Source organism: Erwinia tasmaniensis Et1/99, from assembly GCF_000026185.1.
Classification (GTDB): domain Bacteria; phylum Pseudomonadota; class Gammaproteobacteria; order Enterobacterales; family Enterobacteriaceae; genus Erwinia; species Erwinia tasmaniensis.
Map to the genome: position 1 here is coordinate 3,111,288 of NC_010694.1, position 26,178 is coordinate 3,137,465.

Below are 26,178 nucleotides of genomic sequence, written 5' to 3' on the forward strand. Positions count from 1 at the left end.
CGAACGGTTAAGCTACAGCGCCCAGATATGGTCGACGATCAGCTGCACGTTGCGGTTGCCGCGGAACTCATTGACGTCGAGCTTGTATGCCAGCTCAACCTGCTTCACGCTCGGGTCCGGCCACAGCGCGGTATCCACGTTAAACGCGATACCGTCCAGCAGCGGACCGCCGCCAAGCGGCTCAATCATCATCTTCAGGTGACGTTCCCCCACCAGCCGCTGCTGTAGCAGCTTAAACCGGCCGTCAAAGGTCGGTTCCGGGAATGCCTGGCCCCAGGGACCGGCTTCACGCAGCAGTTCCGCAGTGGGCAATGTCAACTCCTGCGCCATCAGCTCACCGTCAGACCACACCACGCCCTGTAGCGATTCCGCATCCAGCCAGTCGCCGACCAGATCGGCAAAACGCTGGCGGAACTCGTCAAACCTGGCCTCTTCCAGCGATAAACCGGCCGCCATCGCGTGGCCGCCGAATTTGACGATCAGCCCCGGATGCAGCGTATCCAGCCGCTCCAGCGCATCGCGCATATGCAGCCCGGTAACGGAACGACCGGAGCCTTTCAGCATGCCGTCACCCGCCGGAGCAAAAGCAATCACCGGGCGGTGAAAGCGCTCCTTCAGCCGGGAGGCAAGAATACCCACCACGCCCTGATGCCATTCAGGATGGTACATAGCAATGCCGAGCGGCAGCGTTTCGCTGGTACTCTCCAGACGGTTGCACAGCGTCAGCGCTTCCGACTGCATGCCCTGCTCAATCTCTTTACGCGTTTGGTTGAGCGCATCCAGCTCGCTGGCCAGCATGCGTGCCTGCCCAAGATCCTCGCTGAGCAGCAGCGCCACTCCAACCGACATATCGTCCAGCCGGCCGGCGGCATTTAGCCGTGGCCCGAGGGCAAAGCCTAGATCACTGGCGGCCAGCTGCCGCGCATCACGATTGGCAATCTCCAGCAGGGCACGAATACCGGGACGGCACTTACCTGCACGAATACGGCTGAGCCCCTGCCATACCAGGATGCGGTTATTGGCATCTAACGGCACCACGTCAGCAACGGTGCCGAGCGCCACTAAATCCAGCAGTTCCGCCAGGTTCGGTAAGCCGTTCGCGCCGCCGTCACGCAGCCGGGCGCGCAATGCCAGCATCAGGTAAAACGCCACGCCCACTCCTGCCAGCGCGCGTGAAGGAAAGGTGCAGTCATTCAGATTAGGGTTAACGATCGCGTCAGCATCCGGCAGGATCTCGCCCGGCAGATGGTGATCGGTAACGATCACCGCAATGCCTTTTTGATGGGCCAGGGCGACACCTGCAAGCGATGAAATACCGTTATCGACGGTAACGATCAGCTGTGCCCCGCGTGCCGCCGCCTGCTCCACCACTTCAGGGCTTAAACCGTAGCCGTCATCAAAACGGTTGGGCACCAGATATTTGACGTTTTGCCCGCCCATCCCGCGCAGCGACAGAACGGCCAGCGCGGTACTGGTCGCGCCGTCTGCGTCAAAATCGCCGACGATCATAATGCACAGGTTATCTGCCAGCGCCTTTTGCAGGAGGGTGACCGCCCTTTCAATCCCGCTAAGGGATTGGAAAGGGTGCAGGTTTTTCGCGCCACGCTCCAGTTCACCGGCACAGGAGACGCCGCGATGGGCGTACAGGCGGCGTAGTAACGGGTGCAGATCGGCGGGAAGTGCAGCAACCTCCGTCGCCTCTCGGCGACGGAGTTCGGTTTTACTGTTCACGACAATCAGCCACCCTTTTTCTGACCGTCGAGGTATTTCTTCAGTTCCTGCGGCCCTTGGTAGCCGGGGATCAGGGTGCCATCTTGCAACAGAATAGCCGGAGTACCCTGAATACCGTACTGGGCGCCCAGCTTGAACTGCTGTGCAAGGTCAATCTTGCAGTCGGCCGCCTTCACTTCTTCACCTTTCATTGCCGCATCAAGGGCCTTGTTACGATCGGCTGCGCACCAGATCGATTTCATCTTTTGCGCTACCGGGCCTTCCATCCCTTCACGCGGGAAGGCCAGATAGCGTACGGTGATCCCCAGCGCGTTATAGTCCGCCATCTGCTGATGCAGCTTATGGCAGTAGCCACAGGTGATATCGGTAAACACCGTCACCACATGCTGCTCTTTCGCCGCTTTGTAAACGATCATCTCTTTGCTCAGCGCGTCCACTTTCTTGTCCAGCAGCTGGTTGGTGACGTTAACCGGGCGGCTGCCGCTGACATCATAAAGTGGCCCCTGAATAAAATGTTTGCCGTCGTCGGTGACGTACAGCACACCGCTTTCGCTCAGCACGGTTTTAAATCCCGGCAAAGGTGAAGGCTGGATCTCGGTCTGCTGTAAGCCCAGTTTGCTCAACGACTGCTGGATCGCTGCGTCATCAGCGTTGGCCAGTCCGCTGAAAGCGGCTAACAGTATCGGAAGTAACAAATGCTTTTTCATAACTATGTCCTTATCGCCTCATAGACGGGCTGTTTTAACGCTGATTCAGGCGCGCGGATGATGCTGCTGATGCAGCTGCCGCAGGCGCTCTGTCGCTACATGTGTATAAATCTGTGTCGTCGATAAATCGCTGTGACCTAACAACATCTGTACGACACGTAAATCTGCCCCGTGGTTCAGCAAATGGGTTGCAAAAGCATGGCGCAGAACGTGGGGTGACAGTTTGTCGCTGTCGATGCCCGCCAGTGTGGCGTAATGTTTAATGCGATGCCAGAAGGTTTGACGCGTCATTTGTTTCGCACGGTTACTGGGGAACAGCACGTCAAGCGTCTGCCCGTTGAGCAGCCACGGGCGGCCGTACTCAATAAACTGCTCTATCCAGTGCACCGCCTCTTCCCCCATTGGCACCAGACGTTCTTTATTCCCTTTCCCCAACACCCTTACCACGCCCTGACGCAGGCTGATATCACTCAGGGTCAGCCCGACCAGTTCAGTGACGCGCAGCCCCGTGGCGTACAGCAGCTCCAGCATTGCCTTATCGCGCAGCTCAATCGGCTGTTCCAGGCATGGCGACTGTAATAATCTTTCTACCTGGGCCTCTGACAGATCTTTCGGCAGGCGCTGCGGCAGTTTAGGCGAGGAAAGCAGCGCGCTGGGATCGTCTTCACGCAGCTTTTCCCGGTAAAGATACTGGAACAGACGCCGCATGGCGCTAAGCAAACGGGCAGAGCTGCTCGCCTTGTAGCCGCCTTCCAGGCGCTGCGCCAGAAACGCCCGGAGGTCGATCGCTTGCGCATTCAGCAACGACAGCGGCTGACAGGCCAGCCAGTCACAGAGCGAGCGCAGATCGAGGCGATAAGAAGCCACGGTATTTTGCGCCAGATTGCGCTCTATCCACAGGGCATCAAGGAATTGCTCAATCAGATCGTTATCCTGCACCGCTCTCCCCTTTACAGCAGCCTGACGCAACAACAGGATATTAAGCGCATTCATCACTCAATTTCTGTCCAAATATCGGGCTGTTATGCCGACCATTGCCTATTATGCCTTATTTATGCACTTCTCTGATATCGTTGCCGGCAGCCTTTAAGGAAAATAAGGCTGGGGTGGGATAAGGTGAAGTGAGCGTTCCGGGTCACAATTAAAATGGAGTCACTATGTTTATTGGCGTTCTGTTTGCGCTGGCGGCGGGCATGATGTGGGGGCTGATCTTCGTCGGCCCCGTCATTATACCGGACTACCCGGCAGCACTGCAGTCGACCGCCCGTTATTTAGCATTCGGGCTTGTTGCCTTACCGCTGGCCTGGGCCGACCGTCGCCGACTACGGCATTTAAGCAAGGCAGACTGGCTGGAGGCGTTGAAACTGACAGTTATTGGTAACCTGCTGTATTACTTCTGCCTGGCCAGCGCTATTCAGCGTACCGGCGCGCCGGTTTCGACCATGATTATCGGCACGTTACCGGTGGTGATATCCGTGGCGGCCAACCTCTTTTATGGCCGCGAGGAAGGGCAACTCTCCTGGCGAAAGTTAACCCCGGCTCTGCTGGTCATTGCGCTGGGGCTGGTGCTGGTCAATATTGCTGAGTTAACGGCGAACGTAGTCCCTGTTGACCCATGGCATTACGGCAGCGGTCTGGCGCTGGCCGTTATCGCCGTAGCATGCTGGACGTGGTTTCCTTTGCGTAACGCTCGCTGGCTACGCAAGCACCCGGCAACACGGCCTGCTACCTGGGCCACGGCACAGGGCGTGGTAACTCTTCCGCTGGCGCTGCTCGGCTATGTGGCAGTGTGTGGGCAATTAAGCGCTACCGATACCGCTTTTCGCTTGCCGTTCGGCCCCCGGCCTGAAGTGTTTATCCCACTGATGATCGCCATTGGCGTGCTGTGTTCGTGGATTGGCTCGCTCTGCTGGAACGAGGCCAGCCAGCGTTTGCCAACGGTTTTAGTTGGGCCATTAATTGTCTTCGAGATCCTGGCCGGGTTGACGTATACTTTTTTGCTGCGTCAGGCGTGGCCTCCGCTACTCACTATCGCCGGGATTGCCTGCCTGATTGCTGGCGTTATCGCAGCTATGCGAGTCAAGCCGGGGGGGCCAAAAGCCCAGATTTAACTGCATCAAGTCATTGTGCATATTGTCACTGATATGCACACCGCTTTGACACTTCTGTTATCCGGCGGGAGTGGGTATTTTCCGGTTTGGCAAATTTGTCCTGCGGGGTTTGGCAACGGTAACAGTATCATTTAAGCTGTATCTGGCTAACTCTAATGCAACTTACTGATTTTAAAAAATAATATGAATATTGGTCTTTTTTACGGCTCCAGCACCTGTTACACCGAAATGGCGGCAGAGAAGATCCGCGACTTTATCGGCGAAGATCTGGTGACGCTGCACAATCTCAAAGATGACTCCCCAACCCTGATGGAACAGTATGATTTGCTGATCCTCGGTATCCCTACCTGGGATTTTGGCGAGTTGCAGGAAGACTGGGAGGCGGTCTGGACCGATCTGCCAGAGCTTAATCTGCAGGGAAAAATCGTGGCGCTGTATGGCATGGGCGATCAGGGGGAATACAGCGAATGGTTCCTCGATGCGCTGGGCATGCTGCACGAAGTGCTAACCCCTTCCGGCGTTCAGTTTGTCGGGTACTGGCCACTGTCAGGCTACGAATTCGCCAGTAAAAAACCCCTTACCGCCGACGGTAAGCAGTTTGTTGGCCTGGCTCTGGATGATATTAACCAGTTTGAGCAAACCGATGAGCGTATCGCCCAATGGTGTGAGCAGATCCTGACCGAGATGGAACGGCTGCTGTAATCGTTCCTGCGCGGCTGCCTGTCACCCGACATTGAGTTTGGGTTGCCCGCTGGCCGTCCTGCCCCCTTCTCTGCCAGCCATGATTTCCGGAGCACAGGCTCGGCAAAACCGGTCAGAGGGTAACATTATTCATTGTCTGCTTCCCTGTCGATCAGCAGCTGCATGCGCAGGCAACGCCAGCTGCTGTTTTCCATACCGTCGGCGAACAGCCACAGCCGTTCACGCTCCCCTTTGGCATCACGCAGTGACAGCAGGATCGCCTGTCGGGTCAGCCACGGGCGGGAAAGGATGCGCCACTCGCGCTGACGCCAGCGTAGCGCACGTCCGCCCAGCAGGGCGATGTTCCCCTGGCGGCGGCGGATACGCCGCAGACTGCGAAGGCAATCCAGCAGCACTAAAGCCAGTAGCAGCATCCGCACGGGGGTTGCGCTGACAGGCCATGAGGCAAGCAGCAGCGCCAGCATGACCATACCATGCAGCAGCAGCGAAGACCGCCGCGCCAGCGTTGACTTCCGTAGCTCAGATTGCCACAGGACCACGTTGTTTGTTTCTCTGCTGGATCAGCAATACCATCCTTTTCAGCTCTGCATCTGCCGGCTCTCCGTGATTCATCAGCCAGTTGAACAGGTCGGGATCGTCGCTCTCCAGCAGGCGGACGAACAGACGCTTGTCGCCGTCGTTCAGCGAGTCAAATTCGTACTCAAAAAACGGCATGATAGAGATATCCAGTTCGCGCATGCCGCGACGGCATGCCCAGTGAATACGTGATTTATTTGTAATATCCATGTCACTCTGCAACGTTTAACCAAACATAGCGCGTAGTGTAGCGCCTTTTTGCTTCGCTGTTGATGCAGCAATGATCATCATGCGAGATGGTGCGCAAACGGCATAAAACGTGATCGGGCTATCGCGCCTTTTGTGCCGCATCCCTGGAAACAGGTTGCAAAGCGGGGCCGCTCTTTTAACATGAGTATCAGATTTCACCACACTGCTTAATTTAGGACTGGATCATGCCAAGTATTTCTTTCCCGCCTCGTCAACCGGTGGCATCGACTCGTCTGCCGCTGACGCTGATTTCACTGGAAGCGTGGGCGCTGGTCAACGCCAGCGGTGCCGACCATATCAGCTATCTGCAAGGCCAGGTTACGCTGGACGTGGCAGACATGCCCGCCAGCCAGCACCGCCCTGCCGCGCACTGTGATGCGAAAGGTAAAATGTGGAGTAACCTGCGCCTGTTCCACCGCATGGATGGCCTGGCCTACATTGAACGCCGCAGCCTGCGCGATAACCAGCTGAGCGAACTGAAAAAGTATGCGGTGTTTGCCAAAATCACCCTGGCCGCCGATGACGAGTCCGTCCTGCTTGGCGTGGCGGGTTTCCAGGCCAGAGCCGCGCTGGCAAATCTGTTCAGCACGCTGCCGGATGCCGGATCCCCGGTAATACAGCAGGATGACAGTACGCTACTGTGGTTCGACCTGCCTGCCGAGCGTTTTTTGCTGGTGACCCCGGCAGAAAAGGCCGCCGAGATCGCTGAAAAACTGGCGGGTGAGGCCCAGCTTAACGACAGCACTCAATGGCTGGCGCTGGATATCGAAGCCGGTTTTCCGGTGATTGACGCTGCCACCAGCGCGCAGTTTATTCCGCAGGCCACCAACCTACAGGCACTGGGGGCGATCAGCTTTAAGAAAGGCTGCTACACCGGGCAGGAGATGGTGGCACGCGCCAAATTCCGTGGTGCCAATAAACGCGCCCTCTACTGGCTGGCCGGAACGGCGGGCGTTGTCCCTGTGGCAAACGATGCGCTGGAGATGAAAATGGGCGAAAACTGGCGGCGCACCGGCACGATCCTTGCCGCCTGCCAGCTCGACAATGGTGACGTCTGGGTACAGGCGGTGCTGAATAACGATCTGGCAGCCGATACCGTGCTGCGCGTGCAGGGAGATAACGGCGGGCAGCTGGCTATCCAGCCGCTGCCCTACGACATTACCGCCGGGTAATCATCCCGGCGTGACGTACAGATAAATGGCAAGGAAGTGGCAAAGCGAGCCGCCGAGAACAAACCCATGCCAGATAGCGTGGTTATAGGGGATGCGCTTAGCGACATAGAAGACAATCCCGAGAGAATAGATAATCCCTCCGGCGGCCAGCAGCCAGACGCTGCCTGCCGGCAGGCGCATCACCATTTGATACAGTACGATCACCGACAGCCAGCCCATCAGGATATAGGTGACCAGTGAAAGCGCCGCGAAACGGTGAGCAAACGCCAGCTTAAAGATAACCCCAACCAGCGCCAGTCCCCAGATTATCGCCATCAGCCAGTATGCCAGCGGCGACTTCAGCCCAACCAGCAGAAATGGCGTATAGGTTCCGGCAATCAACAGATAAATAGCCGAATGGTCCAGTTTTTTTAGCCAAAACTTTGCCCGTTTACCTGGGATAGCGTGGTACAGCGTAGAGGCCAGAAACAGCAGGATGATTGTGCCGCCATACAGACTGTAGCTGGCGATGGCCAGCGCATCCGCCCCGGCATCTCTTGCCTGGTTTAGCATCAGCACTAAACCAACAATACCCAGCAGGCAGCCCACCGCGTGACTAATACTATTGGCCACCTCTTCCGCCAGTGAATACCCCGTCGTCACCACTTTTTCTTTAACCATAGTTGATATATATCCTTACTTACCCGCCTCCGTCACCACAGAATGCCGCAACGGAAAATGCATCGCCTCTATCCTGGCTGAGAATAGTTTCAGTGTACAGCTGTACGCTAAAATAGCGTATTTCACCGTTCCGCACACATTCCTACAGGAAATACGCAATCGTTTACTTTAGAATATTCATCACTATTTTTGGAAGATAAGTGAGATCGGTAAATGTCTGACAGGGTAATTCCTTTAGATTTCGGCGCGATGACAGAGGTTGTGCAGTTCCTGATGGAGCTTGATAAGCTTAAAACCGTGGAGCGTCGTACCCGCCTGCTGGGCAATACGCGCCAGGAAAATTCGGCCGAGCATAGCTGGCACCTGGCCATGGCGGCGATGAGCCTCGCGCCCTTTGCTCCGCAAGCCGTGGATCTCCCGCATGTGATACGGATGGCGCTGTTGCATGACGTGGTGGAAATTGATGCAGGTGACGTGATGGTTTACGACATCGCCGCGCGTGAGGCGGTTCAGCAGCAGGAAGTGGCTGCCGCAGAGCGCATATTTGGCCTGCTGCCCGACGGGCTGAAGCAGCGCTTTCGCGCGTTGTGGGATGAGTATGAAGCGGGGGAAAGCGTTGATGCCCGCTTTGCCAATATGCTCGACCGTGCGTTACCGATCATGCTCAACCTGCATGATGAGGGCCAGAGCTGGCGCGAAAATGGCATCCGTCTGGAACAGGTTGAAGCGCGGAATGTGCAGCTGGCCAGCCAGTGGCCGGAACTGTGGCATCACCTGAAAAAACATCTTGATGACGCACAGGCTAAGGGCTGGTTGCTGTAACGTCTCCCCTGTCAGACAGAGAGCTGGCTGCGGCCGGCCCTTTATCTGCTGAACGGCGAGGCGATGCGGTGCTCACCGGCGCTGCTTTTTATCGTCCTCCCGCTGCATCAACGATCGACCCGGTAATATACGAGGCGCTATCACTAAGCAGCCAGGCGATGGCGTGGGCGATCTCTGACGGCTGACCACCACGCTGCATCGGAATGGCAGGCGCAACGCGATCTACCCGCTGCGGCTCCCCGCCATCGGCATGCATCTCTGTGTAAATAAATCCTGGCCGCACGCCGTTAACCCGGATGCCCTGCGCCGCGACCTCCAGCGCTAACCCTTTGGTCAGGGTATCCATTGCCCCTTTCGAGGCGGCATAGTCGACATACTCACCCGGAGCCCCCAGCCGCGCAGCGGCCGAAGAGACGTTGACAATCGCCCCGCCGCTGCCGCCGTGACGCCTGGCCATACGTTTCACCGCCTCGCGGCAACAGATAAAACTGCCGGTGACGTTAGTCGCAAAAACCTGGTTGATACGTGCGGCGCTTAGCTGCTCCAGCGTGGCCTGCTGAAACAGTATCCCGGCATTATTCACCAGCGCGGTAAGCCGTCCCGGCTGGCGGTCAATACTGGCAAACATCGCCACCACCTCGTCCTCATTTGAAATGTCGGCCTGAATGGCAAACGCACTGCCGCCCTGCCATTCAATCTCCTGTACTACCTCATGAGCCGCGTCAGCACGCCGGGCGAAATTCACCGCAACGTGCCAGCCCTGTTGCGCCAGCAGTAGTGCGGTCGCCCGACCTATGCCGCGACTGGCCCCGGTGACCAAAGCAATGTTCATATCAGAACCTCAATAAGAAAAGGGGTTGAGCGTAAAAAACGGCTCACCCCTTATACGGCAGTGTGCATCAGCAACGATTACGGGTATTCGCTTAGCGGTACACAGGAACAGAACAGATTGCGGTCGCCGTAAACATCATCCAGCCGTTTCACCGTTGGCCAGTACTTATTTGCACTACCGGCCGGGAACACCGCCAGCTCACGCGTGTAAGGGTGGCTCCACTCGCCGACAATATCCATCTGGGTATGCGGTGCGTTGACCAGCGGGTTATCGGCAGCGGGCCATTCGCCGTTCGCCACGCGGTCGATCTCACTGCGGATCGCCAACATGGCGTCAATAAAGCGGTCAAGTTCAACTTTGCTTTCGGACTCGGTTGGCTCCACCATCAGGGTGCCTGCAACCGGGAATGACATGGTTGGCGCATGAAAACCGTAGTCGATCAGACGCTTGGCGATATCCAGCTCGCTGATACCGGTCTGTTCTTTGATTGGCCGGATATCGAGAATGCACTCGTGCGCCACGCGCCCATCACGCCCGGCATACAGGATCGGATACGCCGACCGCAGACGGCGGGCAATATAGTTGGCGTTGAGGATGGCCACCGAGCTGGCCTGCTTCAACCCTTCCGCGCCCATCATGCGAATATACATCCAGCTGATAGGCAGTATCGAGGCGCTACCGAACGGTGCGGCGGACACCGCCCCCTGGGCGGTCAGTACTCCGTCCAGCTGCACCACGCTGTGCCCCGGCACAAACGGTGCCAGGTGCGCCTTGACGCCGATGGGGCCCATGCCGGGGCCGCCGCCGCCGTGGGGAATGCAGAAGGTCTTGTGCAGGTTGAGGTGCGACACATCTGCGCCAATATACCCCGGCGTGGTGATACCCACCTGAGCATTCATATTGGCACCGTCCAGGTAAACCTGGCCACCGAACTGGTGAACAATCTGACAGACTTCACGAATGGTCTCTTCGTACACGCCGTGGGTTGACGGGTAGGTGACCATGATGCAGGAGAGCGCATCTCCCGCCTGTCCGGCCTTATTGCGCAGATCGTGCAGATCAATATTGCCCTGCTTATCACAGGCGACGACGACAACCGTCATCCCCGCCATCTGTGCCGAAGCCGGGTTTGTTCCGTGGGCCGACGCGGGGATCAGGCAGATATGGCGCGCGGACTGCCCGCGGCTTTCGTGATAACGCCGAATGGCCAGCAGCCCGGCATATTCACCCTGTGCACCGGAGTTGGGCTGCATGCAGAGCGCATCATAGCCGGTCAGCTGGATCAGCCATTGGGAGAGCTGGCCGATCATTTGCAGATATCCGCCCGCCTGCTCCGCCGGGCAGAACGGATGCAGCTCGGCGAATTCAGGCCAGGTGATCGGGATCATCTCTGCCGCCGCGTTAAGTTTCATCGTGCAGGAGCCAAGCGGGATCATCGCCTGATTCAGCGCCAGGTCTTTGCGCTCCAGGCTGTGCATATAGCGCATCATCTCGGTTTCGCTATGATGGCGGTTAAATACCGGATGGGTAAGGATCGCATCCTGACGCAGCATGTCTGCCGGGATGGCGTTTGCATCGGCATCCAGCGCGTCAATGCTTAATCCGTGCTGCGCGCCGAGCAGGATGGAGAACAGCGCCAGCACGTCCTCACGGGTGGTGGTTTCATCCAGCGTCATGCCGACCGCGTTGTGCAGGTCGCTGCGCAGATTGATACCAAAACTGAGCGCGCGCTCAAGTATCGCCGCTTTATCCGCCACTTCAACCGTCAGGGTGTCAAACCAGCTGGTGTACCGCAGCTTAAGCCCGCCCTGCCGTAGGCCAGCGGCGAGGATATCGGTCAGACGGTGAATGCGGCCGGCAATGCGCTTCAGGCCAGACGGGCCATGAAACACCGCGTACAGGCTGGCGATGTTGGCCAGCAGCACCTGTGAGGTACATATGTTGGAGTTGGCTTTTTCACGGCGGATATGCTGTTCACGCGTCTGCATCGCCATGCGCAGTGCGCTGTTGCCCGCCGCATCACGCGAAACGCCGATAATACGCCCCGGCATCGAGCGTTTATGTTCATCACGCGCGGCAAAGAAGGCCGCATGCGGGCCGCCGTAGCCCATCGGTACGCCGAAGCGCTGCGCGGAGCCGAAAACGATATCAGCGCCCTGGCTGCCCGGTGACCGTAATAGCACCAGCGTCATCAGGTCGGCGGCCACGCTCACCACCACCTTGCGGTTTTTCAGCGCGGCAATCAGCACGCCGTAGTCATGGACTTCGCCGCCGGTTCCCACCTGCTGCAACAGCACGCCGAACACATCTTCCCGCTCCAGCACTTTCTCCGCTTTATCCACCAGCACGTCAAAACCGAAGGTTTGCGCGCGGGTACGCACCACGTCCAGCGTCTGCGGGTGAATATCATCAGCGACAAAGAAACGGTTGGCGTTTTTCAGCCTGCTGACCCGCTTCGCCATCGCCATCGCTTCGGCGGCAGCGGTCGCTTCATCCAGCAGTGAAGCGGAGGCGATATCCAGCCCGGTCAGATCCAGGGTTAGCTGCTGAAAATTAAGCAGCGCCTCAAGACGCCCCTGGGAAACTTCAGGCTGGTAAGGTGTATAGGTGGTGTACCAGCCGGGATTTTCCAGCATGTTGCGCAGGATAACCGGTGGCGTCAGCACCGGGGTGTAACCCATGCCAATACAGGATTTATAGCGCTGGTTTTGCGCAGCAATCGCCTTCAACTCGGCCAGCGCCAGATGCTCGGTCAGCGCCAGATGCTCGGTCAGCGCTTCGCCAATCGGTGGCGGGCCGGGAAGCTGAATGTCGGCAGGCACAATCGAGGTAATCAGATCGGGCAAGGACGCAGCGCCAATGGCGCGCAGCATGGCCGACTGCTGCTCCTGCGACGGGCCGATATGGCGCTGGATAAAAGCGCCGTGATGTTCAAGCTGGCTGAGTGTCTGGGTCATGGGCAAGAGATCCTGCATAGGGCGGGGAAGACGGAGCGCGGGGCACCGCCCCGCGCCGGTGGTGACAAAGCTATTCAGCGATCGCGGTCTGATAAGCCGTAGCGTCCAGCAGGGTTGCCAGCTCGCCCTCATCGCTCGCTTTAAGACGGAACAGCCAGCCGTCGCCGTACGGAGCGCTGTTGACCCGCTCCGGCTCTGAGGCCAGCGCGCTATTAACCTCAATGATTTCGCCACTGAGCGGAGCATAAATATCCGAAGCCGCTTTTACCGATTCTGCCACGGCACAGTCATCGCCCTGTCTGTAATGATTGCCCACTTCAGGCAGATCGACAAACACCATGTCACCAAGCAGCTCCTGTGCATGTTCAGTGATCCCCACGCTGTAGCTGCCGTCCGCTTCTTTGCGCACCCATTCATGGCTGTCGCGATATTTCAGTTCGTTTGGTACATTGCTCATTCACATATCTCCGGGAGACAAAATTAGTTCGTTACCGGTTTACCGGCGCGGACAAAAACAGGTTTGGTCACGGTCACCGGCATCGCGCGGTTGCGAATTTGCACCACCGCCTGTTCGCCAATGCCGGCCGGAACGCGGGCGAGGGCAATGCTGCACCCCAGAGTGGGGGAGAACGAACCGCTGGTGATAACGCCCTCAAGCATGTTGCCATCGGCATCGCTGAAGCGCACCGGAAGCGCGTTACGCAGCACGCCTTTTTCAGTCATGATCAGACCGACCAGCCGTTCCGTGCCTTTGGTGCGCTGTATCTCCAGCATCTCGCGCCCGATAAACTGGCGGTCTGACGGTTCCCAGCCGATGGTCCAGCTCATATTGGCCGCAAGCGGGGAGACCTTCTCGTCCATCTCCTGCCCATACAGGTTCATACCGGCCTCAAGACGCAGCGTATCGCGTGCGCCAAGCCCGGCGGGCCTGACTCCGGCGGCCAGCAGCTGCTGCCAGAATTCGGCCGCCAGCTCATTCGGCAGGGCGATTTCATAGCCCGGTTCGCCGGTATAGCCGGTCGTCGCGATAAACAGTTCACCCGCCTGCACGCCAAAGAAGGGTTTCATCGCGCTGACGGCATCACGCTGGGCGTCATCAAACACGCTTTGCGCTTTTTGCTGCGCGTTCGGCCCCTGAACCGCGATCAGCGACAGATCGTCGCGTTCGGTCAGCTGAACGCCGTACGCCGCCGCATGCTCTACGATCCACGCCAGATCCTTCTCGCGGGTTGCCGAATTAACCACCAGGCGGAAGAAATCTTCGCTGATAAAATAGACGATCAGATCGTCGATCACCCCAGCGGAGGCGTTTAGCATCGCGCTATACAGGGCTTTACCCGGCTGGGTCAGTTTGGCGACGTCGTTTGCCAGCAGATAGCGCAAAAACTCGCGCGTGCGAGCACCATGCAGATCGACAATGGTCATATGAGAAACGTCGAACATGCCGGCATCACGGCGAACCGCATGGTGTTCATCCATTTGCGAACCGTAGTGCAGCGGCATCATCCATCCGTGAAAATCCACCATCCTTGCACCGCTGGCCTGGTGCTGTGCGAATAACGGGGTTTGCTGGGTCATATTCATCCTGTGACTGATATCCGGTTGCTGAAGAGCGCCTGTTACCGCCAGCGGCGGCCGAACGCAAACGTTACCCTTCCGCTGAACTTATCACCGTTTCTGTTCATTAACCATAAGGTAAACGAGGTCGAATCCGGGCTAAGGCAAAAAATACCACCGTTGAGTTTCTAGTTTTTTTCACTAGAAAAACGCGAATTAACGCACATTAATGGCAATCAGGCGGCAAAAATGCAGTTTAAAAATAGAGGATTTATGAATGCCAAATAAAAAATCACTGCGAAGGATCGCTTGTGACATTATTTTAACTAATGCGAATAGCCAAGTGAAATTAGAATATTTCAAATGATGTGCGAAAATGGTGCGCCAATATAACCGCTATCTCAATATGAACTTTGTGACTTAAAGACGAACAAAATCCGGGCCGATCACTGCTACAATGCGGCCCCGATCCGTAAGGCGGATAACCCTCTGCTGCCGCAAGCTGGAAAGCAGCAACCTGGCTTCCCGGCTGCCGCTGACGTTCAGGCTGCTGCTTATCTGTTCCCTGCCGGTAAAACTGTACAGGCCGTCTGCGGTGGCCAGCGTTTCGAAGCGCCGGTGATGTCCCTCCGCCAGAAATGCGGCATACCGTGCCGGGCTCACCCACGATAAGGCGTCCAGCGTGTCATGCCAGGCCATCAGAAGAAGGTGAAGTGAGGCGTTCGTGCCGTACACGGGACGAAGATAGTCCGGTTTTCCCGTGATCGGATCTGCATACTGAAATTTCCAGATGGCTTCATGATGTGCCAGGCGATTACGCAGCTCGCGGATACGGCTGAACTTACGGGCGATGATATGGCGTGGCGTGCCCGGCGGCGTGCCGGGAAAGACATCTGCGATCAGGTGCGGCCACAGCAGGCTACGGTTGCGAGGCTCGTCATATTCCGGCGTCAGAAAGTTGGTCCAGAAGCCGAAGTCCAGCCCGGAGATGACGCGCTCAGCCGTCACCGCCTTTCCTGCATCCGTTATACGTTTCGAGACTTTCCGGATACAGTCCTCTTCCCAGGCGGTCCTGTCGTAAACCGGCATGCCGCGGCGGTAGCGGATGTTGCCCTGCCGATCCAGCGCATAGCGTTTGTCCTGACGGATCCAGGCTTTGTCACCCATGTAACGCGGCAGGTCAAATATCCAGTTGGCATCAGTGCGCCACAGGTTTACCGCACCAGGAGGTGGATTATGACGGATAGCATAATCAATACTGTTACGTAGCGTGACCTCAAGGCAGTGCATCAGGGGCTGCATTGCACTACAGAGCGTCTTATTCCAGTTGTACCCGCCCAGCGCTTCGTCCGGCTTCAGCTTAAGCACATCGGTGTAAATTTTCAGGCGCTCGGCTGAAATATAGTCTTCGAAGTTCATGAAAGGCTCCGGTGCCAATAGCCGAAGCTATTGACCATATCGTCAATACTTGTTAGTATCGATTTTATCAAGGCTCAGATTTCTTCGGACCTGAGCGTACAGTTAGTACCGGAAAAGCCACCCTCGCGGTGGATTTTCTCGTTTCACCTATCAAACTCCCGCATATAATCTCCCTCCGGCTGCTTTTGCCTGTTGCGCAATGGCAATCGCTTTAAATAACCGACATCAGCTCGAATTACTCACCCGCCGCTCAATAGCACGGACAACGACGTTGTAAAAGACCAGAGATACAATCAGGCTAATGACGACCAGGCTTAACAGGATGAAGCCCTGCCGATCGTTATCACCGAGCGCTGTCGCGGCGCTTTGCCAGATATTCGTGTTGGCGTAGATGATCTGGCTAACCCACGTCAACAAGAAATAGAGCACAATAAAGGCCATCAAAAAAATAAGCAGCTTAAATCCGGTCGGCACACGCTTAGTTAGCCTCTTCTTGTTATTAATAACAGGCTTCCCTTTCAGTGGCATAGCTCCTTACCTCTTCTCATCCATAAAGATGAACAAATTCGCTCTGACCGCGCTGGCGGCTGGGATGAAAAAAACCGGCGCTAACGCAGCCAGTCAGGCAGATCGTGCAGGCCCATCGCCTGTTTTAACAGCCGTGGCTTAACCCCCGGCAGGTTATCCGCCAGCGCCAGGCCGATATCACGCAGGATTTTTTTCGCCGAATGATTACCCTCAAACAGTTCGCGAAACCCCTGCATGCTGGCCAGCATCACGGCGGCGCTATGCTTACGGCGGCGCTCGTAGCGGCGTAGATAGAGGTGCTGACCAATATCTTTTCCCTGCTGGTGCAGGCGGCGCACTTCACCGATTAATTCAGCCGCATCCATAAAGCCAAGGTTAACCCCCTGCCCCGCCAGCGGATGAATGGTATGGGCGGCATCGCCGACCAGCGCCAGACGATGGGCAGCAAAGCTACGCGCATAGCGCCCCATTAATGGGAAGGTTTTACGCTCGCTGGCCAGCTCGCACAGGCCGAGCCGCAGGTCGAAGGTCACCGACAACTGCTGATTAAATAGCGCTTCCGGCATCTCATTCAGACGTGAAGACTCCTGTGGCGGCAGCGACCAGACGATAGAGCTAAGATGCGGATCGCTAAGCGGCAAAAAGGCCAGGATGCCGTCACCGTGAAACACCTGACGCGCTACCGACTGGTGCGGTTTTTCCGTGCGGACATTGGCGACCAGCGCATGATGCTGATAATCCCAGAAGGTCAGTGGGATATCGGCTTTATTGCGCAGCCATGAGTTGGCACCGTCTGCCGCCACCAGCAGGCGCGCGGTCATCATGCTGCCATCGCGTAAGGTAACAAAGGCTTCGTTATCGCCAAAGGCCACCTGCTGTAGCTCGGCAGGGGCTATGAGCGTGATATCACTCAGGCTCTGCGCACGCTGCCACAGCGCCTGATGGATCACCCGGTTTTCAACGATATGCCCAAGATGCGCCAGCCCCTGCTGCTCGTCGTCAAAGGCGATATGACCGAAGCTGTCGCGGTCCCAGACCTCCATTCCGTGATAGGCGCTGGCGCGCCTGTTCAGAACATCACTCCAGACGCCAAGATGTTGTAGCAAACGCTCGCTGGCCGCGTTAATTGCCGAAACACGCAGCGCAGGCTGCGCATCGTCCGCGGGTGCAACGGGCTGTTCACGCTCCAGCACCGCCACGCGCAGTCCACTGCCCTGTAAACCACAGGCTACCGCCAGTCCCACCATGCCGCCACCGGCGATGATCACATCATAGCTTTGCATTACTGCTTTCTCCTCAACGCTTAACCCAGCCCAATGTGCGCTCGGCAAGCAAATTACGTAACGGCGGCAGGTTATCCATCGCCATCAGCCCCAGATTGCGTCCGATAACCAGCGGCGAATAGCGGTTGGCAAACATTCTGACCAGCCCATCGGTCAGGCCGATGGTGGCTCGTGCGTCCGGCTGACGACGCTGCTGGTAGCGTTGCAGCGTCGCATAATCTCCCACGCCCCGATCGCTGCGCCAGGCCGCCGCCAGCGTTTCCGCCAGCGACATCACGTCACGTATGCCGAGATTAAACCCCTGACCGGCGATAGGATGCAGCGTCTGCGCGGCATTGCCGACCAGCGCCAGACGATGAGAAATATGCCGGGTGGCGGTCTGTAGCCGCAGCGGATAGCTGTGCCGCTGCCCTACCTGCTGCAACCGCCCAAGCCGCCAGCCAAAGGCGCGCTGCAGGCGAGCGAGGAACTCCTCATTGCTCCAGCCGTCCACCGCCGCTTTGTCCGCCAGCGGATGGCACCACACCAGCGAGCTGCGGCCATCGGACATCGGCAACAGCGCCAGCGGTCCGTGCTCGGTAAAACGTTCAAAAGCCCGCCCATGATGCGCAAGCTCGCTGGAAATATTGGCAATCACCGCCAGCTGCTGGTAATCCGCGCTTTGCCACTGCATACCGCAGGCTGCGGCAACCTGTGAGCGAACGCCGTCCGCCGCGACCAGTAATTCCCCCGTGAGGCGTTCGCCGCTGGCCAACGTAACGCTGACGCTATTCTGCGAGCGTTCCACCCCGGCGACCTTATCCGGGCAGCACAGGGTGACACCGGGTGACTGCTGTAAAAGGGCAAACAGCCTTTGCCCCACCTCGTGCAGTTCCACCACATGCCCTAACGCCGATACGCCGTAGTCGGCAGCATCGAGCGAAACAAAACTCGCGTGACCGCGATCGCTGACGTGAACCCGGGTAATGGCGGTAGCGACCGGAGCCAGTAACGGCCAGAGATCGATCGCGGCCAGCTGCTGACAGGTGCCTTCAGCCAGGGCAATAGCGCGGCCATCATAGCCCGGATGTGTGCGGCCAACGGGCTCGTTGGCTTCCACCAGCGTTACCGCCAGCTTTCCCTGGGTTAAATGAGAGATAGCCAGCGCCAGCGTGGCGCCGGCCATCCCTCCTCCTGCAATAATAATGCTCATGGCCGTTTCGCTGCCGCCATCAGTGCCTCGATTTCATCGGCATCTTTGACCACCGAGTCAGTCAGGTTCTCATTGCCATCGGCGGTGATAATAATGTCATCTTCAATGCGAATGCCGATACCGCGATACTCCGGCGGTACATCAGCATCCGGGGCGATATACAGACCCGGTTCAATGGTCAGCACCATTCCCGGTTGCAGAACACGGTCACGATCGACACCGTAGTGGCCCACGTCATGCACGTCCAGCCCAAGCCAGTGGCTTAGGCCATGCATAAAGAACTGGCGGTGGGCATTTTCAGCAATCAGGATGTCCACATCGCCCTGCATTATTCCCAGCTTGACCAGCCCACTGACCATCACCTGCACCGCTTGCGCCGTCACCTCACGGATGCTGGTGCCGGGGCGATACAACGCCAACGCACGGTTGAGTGAGGCCAGCACAATATCGTAGACCGCACGCTGCGGGGCGCTAAATTTGCCCCCTACCGGGAAAGTCCGCGTGATATCTCCGGCATAGCCTTTAAATTCACATCCGGCATCGATCAGCACCAGCTGGCCATCGCGCATCTGGCTTTCGTTTTCGGTGTAGTGCAGGATGCAGGCATTCTCGCCCGACCCGACAATGGTGTTGTAGGAGGGAAAACGTGCGCCGTGGCGGTTGAATTCGTGTTGAATTTCCCCCTCCAGCTGATACTCGAACATACCGGGGCGCGATTGCTGCATGGCTCGCGTATGGGCCAGCGCGCTGATACGCCCCGCCTCACGCAATACGGCCTGTTCTTCAGGGGATTTAATCAGGCGCAGTTCATGCACCCACGGACGCCAGTCGGTAAGCGTGGTCGGGGCAGAGAGATTCTGGCGTGAACCGCTACGCAGTTTCTCCAGCGCGCTGAAGACGATGCGGTCAGCAAAGGCGTATTGCCCCTGGGCGTGATAAACAACATCCAGTCCGTTCAGCAACAGGTGAGTCTGGTCGGCTATATCATCCCAGGGTAAGGCACGATCCACCGCCAGCGAGGCAGGCGCGGCGTCCTGCCCGAGGCGGCGTCCAAACCAGATTTCAGCGGTGAGGTCACGCACCCGGTTGAACAACACGCTGTGGCTGTGGTTATCCGCGCTTTTTATCAGCATCAGCATCGCTTCCGGTTCGTTAAAACCGGTGAAATACCAAAAATCGCTGTTCTGCCGATAAGGATATTCGCTGTCGTTGCTGCGAGTGACTTCCGGGGCGGCAAAAATTAACGCCGCGCTGGCCGGGGCCATTTTCGCTAACAGCGCCTGGCGGCGGCGCAAAAATTCCTGCTGTGTCATTCAACCTCCTGAATACAAATCCGTTAAATCACCGCTGACGGCGGGTTGCCCTTAATGCAGCGTCGGTTTTTTCATTACGACGTTAGTCGGTGCAGACACTCGGGTAAAGGTATCGTGACACAGTAATGCCGCTACACGCACATATTCCACAACCTCTTCCAGAGACTGCTCCAGCTCTTCCTGATCTTCATCTTCATCATAACCGAGCTGGGCAATAGTGCGTAAATCATCGATCGCTTCGCCGGTTTCGCCCTTCACCTTGTCGAGTTTTGGCTGCGTGACACCTAATCCCAACAGGAAATGATTTACCCAGCCAGCAAGCGCATCGGCGCGGTCAAACACGCTGATGTCATCATCTTCCGGCAGGTAGAGCTGAAACAGGAAGCCATCATCTTCCAGCGCATTGCTCGTCGCGTCGTGCAGCTGCTGCAAAGGCTGAGCCAGCGTCTGTGACCAGGCTATCCCCTCATTTGTCAGATCGTGCACCTGGGTTTGCCAGCGGTCACCGCTGCCACCGCAGATTAAACCGCTGATCAGACCATGCATTTCGGCAGGGGTCATGGCAACGCCCTGCTGGGTAAGTACTGAGGCCAGAGCGTTGTAGCCCGGCATAATGTTGGTTAGTGACATACGTTTTGGCCGTCGTTGGCTGAATAAGTTCGTGTTATGCTACCACCAGGTGCCTCGATGATTCCAGAAAGGGGTTGTTTCTTATATTTGGGGTAGTTATAGTGACGCCCGTTCCAAGCCCTTGAGCGGCAAGGATGATTGCGGGTACAGTAATCAGTCAGGATGGTGGCATGTCTGCACAACCGGTAGATCTTCAAATTTTTGGCCGTTCATTACGAGTAAATTGTCCGCCGGAACAGCAAGATGCGCTGAACCTGGCTGCTGAAGACCTCAATCAACGGTTGCAAGACTTAAAAGTTCGCACTAGAGTCACGAATACCGAGCAGTTAGTTTTTATTGCTGCACTGAATATTTGCCACGAGTTGGCGCAGGAGAAATCCAAAACTCGTGACTATGCGTCAAATATGGAGCAGCGCATCCGGATGCTGCAACAGACCATTGAACAGGCGTTGCTTGAACAGGGTCGCATTACTGAACGTACCGGAACGAACTTCGAATAACACTTTAACGTTAGCTATGATAGAGTGACGTTGAAGGACAAAATTCTCTGAGGTGTTTGCAAGCGGGCCAGTCCCCTGAGCCGATATTTCATACCAAACAGAGTGTGGCGCTCTGTAACCTGTGTGTATGCTCGGTCCGTCCGAGAAACCTGATGGTTACGACGGCATGCTCACCTTGAACCAAGGGTTCAAGGGTTACAGCCTGCGGCGGCATCTCGGAGATCCCTCTTTTTATTTCTGTTCTATCCCACCATTGACAGTTCCCGCACGACCCGGCAACCTGCCCTTTCCGAACAAATAATCTGCGTTTACGCTAAGCAAGCACACCGAACCCGGTGTTCAGGACCTGCCTGGATTTATGAATCTCAACCCGTGCGATCGTCATCATATCCGTGACAATATCCGCCGGCTGCGTCGCCAGCTCAGCGACGAGCAGCAGCAGCTTGCCGCCATGCAGGTCGCCGAACGTGCGCTCAGTTTTGCTCCGATACGGCAGGCGCATAACATTGCGCTGTTCCTTTCTGTCGATGGCGAACTGAATACAGGCCCGCTGATAGCCCGCCTCTGGCAGCGCCAGCAACAGGTTTATCTACCGGTGCTGCACCCCTTCTCGCCGGGTAACCTGCTGTTTATACGCTACGACGAACATACCCAGCTGAAAAATAACCGCCTGCGCATCCCGGAACCGCCGCTGGACGTTCGTCGGCTTCTGCCGCTCAGTCAGCTGGACGTGGTCATGGTGCCGCTGGTGGCCTTTGATAACACCGGGCAGCGCCTGGGTATGGGCGGAGGATTTTACGACAGGACGTTGCAGAGCTGGCGGCAGCACGGTTTCTTACCGGTGGGGCTGGCTCATGACTGTCAGCGGGTTGAGCAGCTGCCAGTGGCAAGCTGGGATGTGCCCCTGCCAGCGCTGATCACGCCGTCAAAAATCTGGCAGTGGTGATGGCTGGAGATTAATCGGCGGACTTGCCCCCGACCTTACGTCGGTGGGCAGACCTTTTGCTAGCGAAACGTTAGTAAAGCAGACGTGTGCGGACGGTGCCGGGGATCGACTTCATCAGCTGCAACGCTTTATCGGCGATTTCCTGCGGCGCTTCGACGTCAATCACCACATATCCCATTTTCGGGGTAGTTTGCAGATACTGGGCGAGGATATTGATGCCCTGCTCCGCAAAGATTTGGTTAATCGCCGTCAGTACGCCCGGACGGTTTTCGTGAATATGCATCAGGCGGCTGGCGTTGGCACCGTGCATGGGCAGTGAAGCTTCAGGGAAGTTAACCGCTGAAAGCGTAGAGCCGTTATCAGAGTATTTCGCCAACTTACCCGCGACTTCAATACCGATATTCTCCTGCGCTTCCTGAGTAGAACCGCCGATATGTGGCGTCAGGATGACGTTATCAAACTCGCACAGTGGAGAATTGAACGGATCGCTGTTGGTAGCCGGCTCCACGGGGAAGACGTCAATTGCCGCGCCCGCCAGGTGCTTAGACGCCAGCGCATTGCACAGAGCAGGAATATCGACCACCGTACCGCGTGAGGCGTTGATCAGCAGCGCGCCTGGCTTCATCTGCGACAGCTGTTCCGCGCCCATCATATCTTGGGTGGACAGGGTTTCCGGCACATGCAGGCTTACCACGTCGCTCATGTTAAGCAGGTCAGAAAGATGTTGAACCTGGGTGGCATTACCCAGCGGCAGCTTGCTTTCGATATCATAGAAGAAGACGTGCATACCGAGGCTTTCGGCCAGTACGCCCAGCTGCATGCCAATATGACCATAGCCAATGATGCCCAGCTTTTTGCCACGCGCTTCATAAGAGCCAACCGCCAGTTTGTGCCACTGACCGCGGTGCGCCTTGGCGTTTGCCGCAGGAACACCGCGCAGCATTAGCAGCAGCTCGCCGATAACCAGTTCAGCCACGGAACGAGTATTGGAGAATGGCGCGTTGAACACCGGGATACCGCGTATTGCCGCAGCGCCCAGATCGACCTGATTAGTCCCAATGCAGAAGCAGCCAACCGCCACCAGCTTCTCCGCCGCGGCGAAAATCTCTTCAGTAAGGTGGGTACGCGAACGCAGTCCGATGAAGTGCGCATCGCGGATAGACTCTTTCAGTGCTTCGCTATCCAGTGCGCCCTTGTGAAATTCGATGTTGGTGTAGCCTGCCGAGCGCAGATTATCAATTGCACTCTGATGCACGCCTTCCACCAAGAGGAATTTAATCTTGTCTTTCTCCAGTGATACTTTTGCCATTTCCCGTTCCCGACCTTATTTAGCAGACCTCAGATGTGGCTGTATCCCCTCCCCGGCCTGTTGTCGGTAAGCTGGCCGCCCGCTTGGTGACGTCATCACAGGGAAGGCAGCTCCGTGCTGCAACAGGAGATCGGGTGAGGATATAAGATAGCCTTCTGCCAAAATAACAAAATTTACGCCAGCAGCAATACAAACGATTGCCTGGCCGCCAGTACTTCAGACCCGTCTGCCAGCACAAATCGATAGAAAATTGTGGTGCAGCCCCAGCTCTCAGGAGGATCGCGTAGCCAGAAAGCAGAATGTGACATAAGTCACTAAATTTCAGCCATGAAATAAATTTTGTATTTGATGCAGAAATAGCAGACGCCGACACGGCACCTGATAGATCATTTTTTGATGGTCTTCACACCATCGGCAGTGCCAATTAACGCCACATCGGCACCCCGAGCGGCAAACAGGCCCACCGTCACCACGCCGGTCAGCGCGTTGATCGCCGTTTCCAGCCTGATGGGGTCAATAATACTGAGGTTATACACGTCGAGAATAATATTGCCGTTGTCGGTGATCACATCTTGACGGTACTCCGGCAGACCGCCGAGCTTTACCAGCTCGCGCGCGACGTAGGAGCGTGCCATCGGGATCACTTCCACCGGCAGCGGAAAGTGCCCCAGCACATCAACCTGCTTCGACTCATCAGCAATACAGATAAAACGATCGGCAACCGCAGCAATGATTTTCTCGCGCGTCAGCGCGGCACCACCACCTTTGATCATCTGCATTTGTCCGTTTATCTCATCGGCACCATCAACATAGAGCGAGAGAGCATCGATCTCGTTGAGGTCGAAAACGGGGATGCCATACGCTTTTAGCCTGGCGGTAGACATCTCCGAGCTGGAAACCGTTCCCTCGATTTGATGTTTAATCGACGCCAGCGCATCAATAAAATGCGCGGCGGTCGAGCCTGTGCCTACCCCAACAATAGTACCCGGCGTGACGTAATCAAGCGCGGCCCAGCCAACGGCCTTTTTCAGTTCATCCTGCGTCATGGTATGTTCAAAACCTGTGCTGCCACTCTGTGCGCGTAGTATAAAGCAAGCCCAATAAAAAAACCGTCTGTACCACGTCAGATTGTCAAGAATGGAATGTGCCCCGCAAAGTGCCGGATTCATAATCTGGCATTCGCGCCGCGCAAGTTGCAGAATATATGGCATAGTGACCCACCACACCTGAAAGAGAGTGCACAAATTAATGAAACGCCCGGATTACCGAACGCTTCAGGCGCTGGACGCAGTGATTCGAGAGCGCGGCTTTGAACGCGCGGCACAAAAGCTGTGTATTACCCAGTCAGCGGTTTCACAGCGCATTAAACAGCTGGAGAATATGTTCGGTCAGCCGCTGCTGGTGCGAACCGTACCGCCACGCCCAACGGAGCAAGGGCAAAAGCTGCTGGCGCTACTGCATCAGGTTGAGCTGCTGGAGGAGGAGTGGCTGGGGGATGATAACAGCGGCACAACCCCGCTGCTGCTGTCGCTGGCGGTGAACGCCGACAGCCTGGCGACCTGGCTGCTGCCCGCGCTGAAAACGGTACTGACCGATTCCCCGGTGCGTTTAAATATTCAGGTGGAGGATGAAACCCGTACTCAGGAGCGCCTGCGCCGTGGTGAAGTGGTCGGTGCGGTCAGTATCCAGCCGCAGCCGCTGCCCAGCTGCCTGGTCGATCGGCTGGGGGCGCTTGACTATCTGTTTGTCGGTTCAAAAGAGTTTGCCGCTCGCTACTTCCCGAACGGCGTGACGCGCTCCGCCTTGCTGAAAGCCCCGGCGGTCGCTTTTGACCATCTGGATGATATGCATCAGGCCTTCTTACAGCAGAATTTCGATCTGTCGCCGGGCAGCGTACCCTGCCATATCGTTAACTCGTCGGAAGCCTTTGTGCAGCTGGCGCGCCAGGGAACCACCTGCTGTATGATCCCGCATCTGCAGATTGAACGCGAGCTGGCGGAGGGGGAATTAATCGATTTAACCCCAGGGCTGTTGCAGCGCCGCATGCTTTACTGGCACCGTTTTTCCCCGGAAAGCCGCCTGATGCGTAAGGTAACAGACGCCCTGCTGGCACATGGCCACCGCGTTCTGCGTCAGGATACGGCATAGTTGGGTTTTGCGGGGCGGCCGAGGAATAAGCGGCCGCCCGCAGAACTCGCGTTACGGATTGCGCTGTAATTCAAACACCACGTCAACCTGATCGTCAAAGTGAATACTCTGCTGCTCATAGGTTTGTGCGGCAGAAGTCATTACGGCGGCATCAGCCGTTTTATACATCCGTGCCATCGGCATCGGCTGGTAGTTAGCGACATGATAGCGAATGCTGTAGATCTGCCCCAGCTTAGTGCCAAAGCCCTGCGCCAGTTCACCGGCCTGCTGGGTCGCATCCGCAATCGCCGCCTTACGCGCCTGGTTGCGGTACTGCTCTGGATTAGCGACGCCCAGCTCAACCCCGCTAATTTCATTCAGGCCTGACTTCAGCGCGCCATCAAGCAGTTCATTCAGCTTTTCAAGGTGACGCAGCGTCACCTGTACCTGGCGCACCGCACGGTAGCCTTTCAGCACTGACTTACCGTCTTTCTGATAGTCGTATTCTGGCTGAGTACGCAGGTTCGCCGCGTTAACATCTTTCTTATCGATGCCATTTTTGTTCAGGAAATCAAAATATTGCTGTACGCGGGTATCGGCCTGCTTTTTGGCATCTCCGGCATCTTTAGCGGAAACGTTAACTTCAATGGCAAGGGTAGCGATATCCGGCGTGGCATCAACGCTGGATTTTCCTGAAGTAACCACATGCGGTCCGTTCGGTAGTTCGTCCGCCTGCACTGCCAGTGGCAAAGTACCTAATCCCAATACGGCGGCCAGGGCCAGTTTAGTGAGCTTCACTGCGTTCTCCATGCGGTCTGTCGTCAATTTCTGTCAATGGCGGGCGAGCTTCGTCGG

27 protein-coding genes and 1 other RNA gene are annotated in these 26,178 nt (G+C 56.9%); 8 read left to right on the plus strand and 20 right to left on the minus strand.

The annotated features are described in order from the left end of the window. Positions 1-12 precede the first annotated feature (12 nt). Genes recJ through xerD form a run of 3 tightly spaced genes read right to left on the minus strand, consistent with a single transcriptional unit; the run spans position 13 to position 3,377 of the window. Entirely contained in the window at positions 13-1,731 is a 1,719-nt protein-coding gene (recJ, locus tag ETA_RS15135) for a single-stranded-DNA-specific exonuclease RecJ (protein WP_012442488.1), read from the minus strand. 5 nt (positions 1,732-1,736) lie between these two features. Further along, the gene (dsbC, locus tag ETA_RS15140; RefSeq protein ID WP_012442489.1) at positions 1,737-2,438 is read right to left on the minus strand and encodes a bifunctional protein-disulfide isomerase/oxidoreductase DsbC; all 702 of its coding nucleotides are present in this window, start codon (positions 2,436-2,438) and stop codon (positions 1,737-1,739) included. A gap of 45 nt (positions 2,439-2,483) precedes the next feature. After that, positions 2,484-3,377 carry a site-specific tyrosine recombinase XerD gene (gene xerD, locus ETA_RS15145; RefSeq protein WP_012442490.1) on the minus strand — a complete coding sequence of 298 codons (894 nt, stop codon included), beginning with the start codon at positions 3,375-3,377 and terminating at the stop codon, positions 2,484-2,486. Positions 3,378-3,595: 218 nt separating this feature from the next. On the opposite strand from xerD, the gene ETA_RS15150 reads away from it, so the two are divergent. Both ETA_RS15150 and fldB read left to right on the plus strand, forming a co-directional pair. Next, positions 3,596-4,549 (plus strand): DMT family transporter, encoded by a 954-nt coding sequence (locus ETA_RS15150; RefSeq protein ID WP_012442491.1) that lies wholly within the window; start codon positions 3,596-3,598, stop codon positions 4,547-4,549. 183 nt (positions 4,550-4,732) lie between these two features. Continuing rightward, positions 4,733-5,251: a flavodoxin FldB gene (gene fldB, locus ETA_RS15155; RefSeq protein ID WP_012442492.1), complete on the plus strand. Its 519-nt coding sequence runs from the start codon at positions 4,733-4,735 to the stop codon at positions 5,249-5,251. Positions 5,252-5,376: 125 nt separating this feature from the next. Here fldB and ETA_RS15160 read toward each other — a convergent pair whose 3' ends face one another. Both ETA_RS15160 and sdhE read right to left on the minus strand, forming a co-directional pair. Further along, positions 5,377-5,790 carry a protein YgfX gene (locus ETA_RS15160; protein ID WP_042959116.1) on the minus strand — a complete coding sequence of 138 codons (414 nt, stop codon included), beginning with the start codon at positions 5,788-5,790 and terminating at the stop codon, positions 5,377-5,379. Beyond that, positions 5,771-6,037 (minus strand): FAD assembly factor SdhE, encoded by a 267-nt coding sequence (gene sdhE, locus ETA_RS15165; protein WP_012442494.1) that lies wholly within the window; start codon positions 6,035-6,037, stop codon positions 5,771-5,773. The genes ETA_RS15160 and sdhE overlap by 20 nt, the downstream gene beginning before the upstream one ends. Positions 6,038-6,261: 224 nt before the next feature. On the opposite strand from sdhE, the gene ygfZ reads away from it, so the two are divergent. Continuing rightward, the gene (gene ygfZ / locus ETA_RS15170; RefSeq protein ID WP_012442495.1) at positions 6,262-7,248 is read left to right on the plus strand and encodes a tRNA-modifying protein YgfZ; all 987 of its coding nucleotides are present in this window, start codon (positions 6,262-6,264) and stop codon (positions 7,246-7,248) included. Here the strand turns inward: ygfZ and trhA are convergent, their stop codons facing one another. Beyond that, positions 7,249-7,908 carry a PAQR family membrane homeostasis protein TrhA gene (gene trhA / locus ETA_RS15175; RefSeq protein ID WP_012442496.1) on the minus strand — a complete coding sequence of 220 codons (660 nt, stop codon included), beginning with the start codon at positions 7,906-7,908 and terminating at the stop codon, positions 7,249-7,251. A gap of 213 nt (positions 7,909-8,121) precedes the next feature. Here trhA and ETA_RS15180 point away from each other — a divergent pair, with 213 nt between their 5' ends. Further along, positions 8,122-8,730 carry an HD domain-containing protein gene (locus ETA_RS15180; RefSeq protein ID WP_012442497.1) on the plus strand — a complete coding sequence of 203 codons (609 nt, stop codon included), beginning with the start codon at positions 8,122-8,124 and terminating at the stop codon, positions 8,728-8,730. A gap of 88 nt (positions 8,731-8,818) precedes the next feature. Here ETA_RS15180 and ETA_RS15185 read toward each other — a convergent pair whose 3' ends face one another. From ETA_RS15185 to ETA_RS15230, 10 genes are all read right to left on the minus strand, one after another. Then, entirely contained in the window at positions 8,819-9,562 is a 744-nt protein-coding gene (locus ETA_RS15185; protein WP_012442498.1) for an SDR family oxidoreductase, read from the minus strand. 77 nt (positions 9,563-9,639) lie between these two features. Beyond that, positions 9,640-12,519, minus strand: a complete 2,880-nt coding sequence (gene gcvP, locus ETA_RS15190; RefSeq protein WP_042959118.1) for an aminomethyl-transferring glycine dehydrogenase — start codon at positions 12,517-12,519, stop codon at positions 9,640-9,642. A 70-nt stretch (positions 12,520-12,589) separates the two neighbouring features. Further along, entirely contained in the window at positions 12,590-12,976 is a 387-nt protein-coding gene (gene gcvH, locus ETA_RS15195; protein WP_012442500.1) for a glycine cleavage system protein GcvH, read from the minus strand. 23 nt (positions 12,977-12,999) lie between these two features. Further along, positions 13,000-14,097, minus strand: coding sequence for a glycine cleavage system aminomethyltransferase GcvT (gene gcvT, locus ETA_RS15200; protein ID WP_012442501.1), 1,098 nt, complete (start codon positions 14,095-14,097; stop codon positions 13,000-13,002). A 399-nt stretch (positions 14,098-14,496) separates the two neighbouring features. Next, positions 14,497-15,495 carry an Abi family protein gene (locus ETA_RS15205; RefSeq protein ID WP_012442502.1) on the minus strand — a complete coding sequence of 333 codons (999 nt, stop codon included), beginning with the start codon at positions 15,493-15,495 and terminating at the stop codon, positions 14,497-14,499. Positions 15,496-15,720: 225 nt separating this feature from the next. Further along, on the minus strand, positions 15,721-16,023 hold the full coding sequence (locus tag ETA_RS15210; RefSeq protein ID WP_012442503.1) for a hypothetical protein: 303 nt from the start codon (positions 16,021-16,023) through the stop codon (positions 15,721-15,723). Positions 16,024-16,103: 80 nt separating this feature from the next. Beyond that, positions 16,104-17,306 (minus strand): FAD-dependent 2-octaprenylphenol hydroxylase, encoded by a 1,203-nt coding sequence (gene ubiI, locus ETA_RS15215; protein WP_012442504.1) that lies wholly within the window; start codon positions 17,304-17,306, stop codon positions 16,104-16,106. Between the two features lie 13 nt (positions 17,307-17,319). Next, positions 17,320-18,498 (minus strand): 2-octaprenyl-6-methoxyphenyl hydroxylase, encoded by a 1,179-nt coding sequence (gene ubiH / locus ETA_RS15220; RefSeq protein ID WP_012442505.1) that lies wholly within the window; start codon positions 18,496-18,498, stop codon positions 17,320-17,322. Then, positions 18,495-19,811: a Xaa-Pro aminopeptidase gene (gene pepP, locus ETA_RS15225; RefSeq protein ID WP_012442506.1), complete on the minus strand. Its 1,317-nt coding sequence runs from the start codon at positions 19,809-19,811 to the stop codon at positions 18,495-18,497. The genes ubiH and pepP overlap by 4 nt, the downstream gene beginning before the upstream one ends. Positions 19,812-19,862: 51 nt before the next feature. Further along, a complete protein-coding gene (locus tag ETA_RS15230) occupies positions 19,863-20,441 on the minus strand; it encodes a YecA/YgfB family protein (protein WP_012442507.1) in 579 nt (192 codons plus the stop codon). Positions 20,442-20,611: 170 nt separating this feature from the next. On the opposite strand from ETA_RS15230, the gene zapA reads away from it, so the two are divergent. From zapA to ETA_RS15240, 3 genes are all read left to right on the plus strand, one after another. Continuing rightward, complete coding sequence (zapA, locus tag ETA_RS15235; protein WP_012442508.1) at positions 20,612-20,941, plus strand: cell division protein ZapA; 330 nt, start codon at positions 20,612-20,614, stop codon at positions 20,939-20,941. Between the two features lie 41 nt (positions 20,942-20,982). After that, positions 20,983-21,167: non-coding RNA, 6S RNA (ssrS, locus tag ETA_RS18900), on the plus strand. Between the two features lie 132 nt (positions 21,168-21,299). After that, on the plus strand, positions 21,300-21,887 hold the full coding sequence (locus ETA_RS15240) for a 5-formyltetrahydrofolate cyclo-ligase (protein WP_012442509.1): 588 nt from the start codon (positions 21,300-21,302) through the stop codon (positions 21,885-21,887). 70 nt (positions 21,888-21,957) lie between these two features. On the opposite strand, the gene serA is transcribed toward ETA_RS15240, so the two are convergent. The 3 genes from serA to rpiA all read right to left on the minus strand — a co-directional run bounded on the left by serA (position 21,958) and on the right by rpiA (position 24,242). After that, positions 21,958-23,196 carry a phosphoglycerate dehydrogenase gene (serA, locus tag ETA_RS15245; RefSeq protein ID WP_012442510.1) on the minus strand — a complete coding sequence of 413 codons (1,239 nt, stop codon included), beginning with the start codon at positions 23,194-23,196 and terminating at the stop codon, positions 21,958-21,960. 173 nt (positions 23,197-23,369) lie between these two features. Then, entirely contained in the window at positions 23,370-23,504 is a 135-nt protein-coding gene (locus ETA_RS20605) for a hypothetical protein (protein WP_269446401.1), read from the minus strand. 78 nt (positions 23,505-23,582) lie between these two features. After that, positions 23,583-24,242, minus strand: a complete 660-nt coding sequence (gene rpiA / locus ETA_RS15250) for a ribose-5-phosphate isomerase RpiA (RefSeq protein ID WP_012442511.1) — start codon at positions 24,240-24,242, stop codon at positions 23,583-23,585. A 202-nt stretch (positions 24,243-24,444) separates the two neighbouring features. Here rpiA and ETA_RS15255 point away from each other — a divergent pair, with 202 nt between their 5' ends. After that, positions 24,445-25,344, plus strand: coding sequence for a LysR family transcriptional regulator ArgP (locus ETA_RS15255; protein WP_012442512.1), 900 nt, complete (start codon positions 24,445-24,447; stop codon positions 25,342-25,344). A 51-nt stretch (positions 25,345-25,395) separates the two neighbouring features. Here ETA_RS15255 and ETA_RS15260 read toward each other — a convergent pair whose 3' ends face one another. Next, complete coding sequence (locus ETA_RS15260; protein WP_193345518.1) at positions 25,396-26,121, minus strand: oxidative stress defense protein; 726 nt, start codon at positions 26,119-26,121, stop codon at positions 25,396-25,398. Positions 26,122-26,178: the final 57 nt, after the last annotated feature.

What these genes read in the sequence shown, in the direction of transcription:
- dsbC (WP_012442489.1), bottom strand. Translation starts at nt 2,438, where the DNA reads ATGAAAAAGCATTTGTTACTTCCGATACTGTTAGCCGCTTTCAGCGGA.
- ETA_RS15150 (WP_012442491.1), top strand. Translation starts at nt 3,596, where the DNA reads ATGTTTATTGGCGTTCTGTTTGCGCTGGCGGCGGGCATGATGTGGGGG.
- fldB (WP_012442492.1), top strand. Translation starts at nt 4,733, where the DNA reads ATGAATATTGGTCTTTTTTACGGCTCCAGCACCTGTTACACCGAAATG.
- sdhE (WP_012442494.1), bottom strand. Translation starts at nt 6,037, where the DNA reads ATGGATATTACAAATAAATCACGTATTCACTGGGCATGCCGTCGCGGC.
- ygfZ (WP_012442495.1), top strand. Translation starts at nt 6,262, where the DNA reads ATGCCAAGTATTTCTTTCCCGCCTCGTCAACCGGTGGCATCGACTCGT.
- trhA (WP_012442496.1), bottom strand. Translation starts at nt 7,908, where the DNA reads ATGGTTAAAGAAAAAGTGGTGACGACGGGGTATTCACTGGCGGAAGAG.
- ETA_RS15180 (WP_012442497.1), top strand. Translation starts at nt 8,122, where the DNA reads ATGTCTGACAGGGTAATTCCTTTAGATTTCGGCGCGATGACAGAGGTT.
- ETA_RS15185 (WP_012442498.1), bottom strand. Translation starts at nt 9,562, where the DNA reads ATGAACATTGCTTTGGTCACCGGGGCCAGTCGCGGCATAGGTCGGGCG.
- gcvP (WP_042959118.1), bottom strand. Translation starts at nt 12,519, where the DNA reads ATGACCCAGACACTCAGCCAGCTTGAACATCACGGCGCTTTTATCCAG.
- gcvH (WP_012442500.1), bottom strand. Translation starts at nt 12,976, where the DNA reads ATGAGCAATGTACCAAACGAACTGAAATATCGCGACAGCCATGAATGG.
- gcvT (WP_012442501.1), bottom strand. Translation starts at nt 14,097, where the DNA reads ATGACCCAGCAAACCCCGTTATTCGCACAGCACCAGGCCAGCGGTGCA.
- ETA_RS15205 (WP_012442502.1), bottom strand. Translation starts at nt 15,495, where the DNA reads ATGAACTTCGAAGACTATATTTCAGCCGAGCGCCTGAAAATTTACACC.
- ETA_RS15210 (WP_012442503.1), bottom strand. Translation starts at nt 16,023, where the DNA reads ATGCCACTGAAAGGGAAGCCTGTTATTAATAACAAGAAGAGGCTAACT.
- ubiI (WP_012442504.1), bottom strand. Translation starts at nt 17,306, where the DNA reads ATGCAAAGCTATGATGTGATCATCGCCGGTGGCGGCATGGTGGGACTG.
- ubiH (WP_012442505.1), bottom strand. Translation starts at nt 18,498, where the DNA reads ATGAGCATTATTATTGCAGGAGGAGGGATGGCCGGCGCCACGCTGGCG.
- pepP (WP_012442506.1), bottom strand. Translation starts at nt 19,811, where the DNA reads ATGACACAGCAGGAATTTTTGCGCCGCCGCCAGGCGCTGTTAGCGAAA.
- ETA_RS15230 (WP_012442507.1), bottom strand. Translation starts at nt 20,441, where the DNA reads ATGTCACTAACCAACATTATGCCGGGCTACAACGCTCTGGCCTCAGTA.
- zapA (WP_012442508.1), top strand. Translation starts at nt 20,612, where the DNA reads ATGTCTGCACAACCGGTAGATCTTCAAATTTTTGGCCGTTCATTACGA.
- ETA_RS15240 (WP_012442509.1), top strand. Translation starts at nt 21,300, where the DNA reads ATGAATCTCAACCCGTGCGATCGTCATCATATCCGTGACAATATCCGC.
- serA (WP_012442510.1), bottom strand. Translation starts at nt 23,196, where the DNA reads ATGGCAAAAGTATCACTGGAGAAAGACAAGATTAAATTCCTCTTGGTG.
- ETA_RS20605 (WP_269446401.1), bottom strand. Translation starts at nt 23,504, where the DNA reads ATGTCACATTCTGCTTTCTGGCTACGCGATCCTCCTGAGAGCTGGGGC.
- rpiA (WP_012442511.1), bottom strand. Translation starts at nt 24,242, where the DNA reads ATGACGCAGGATGAACTGAAAAAGGCCGTTGGCTGGGCCGCGCTTGAT.
- ETA_RS15255 (WP_012442512.1), top strand. Translation starts at nt 24,445, where the DNA reads ATGAAACGCCCGGATTACCGAACGCTTCAGGCGCTGGACGCAGTGATT.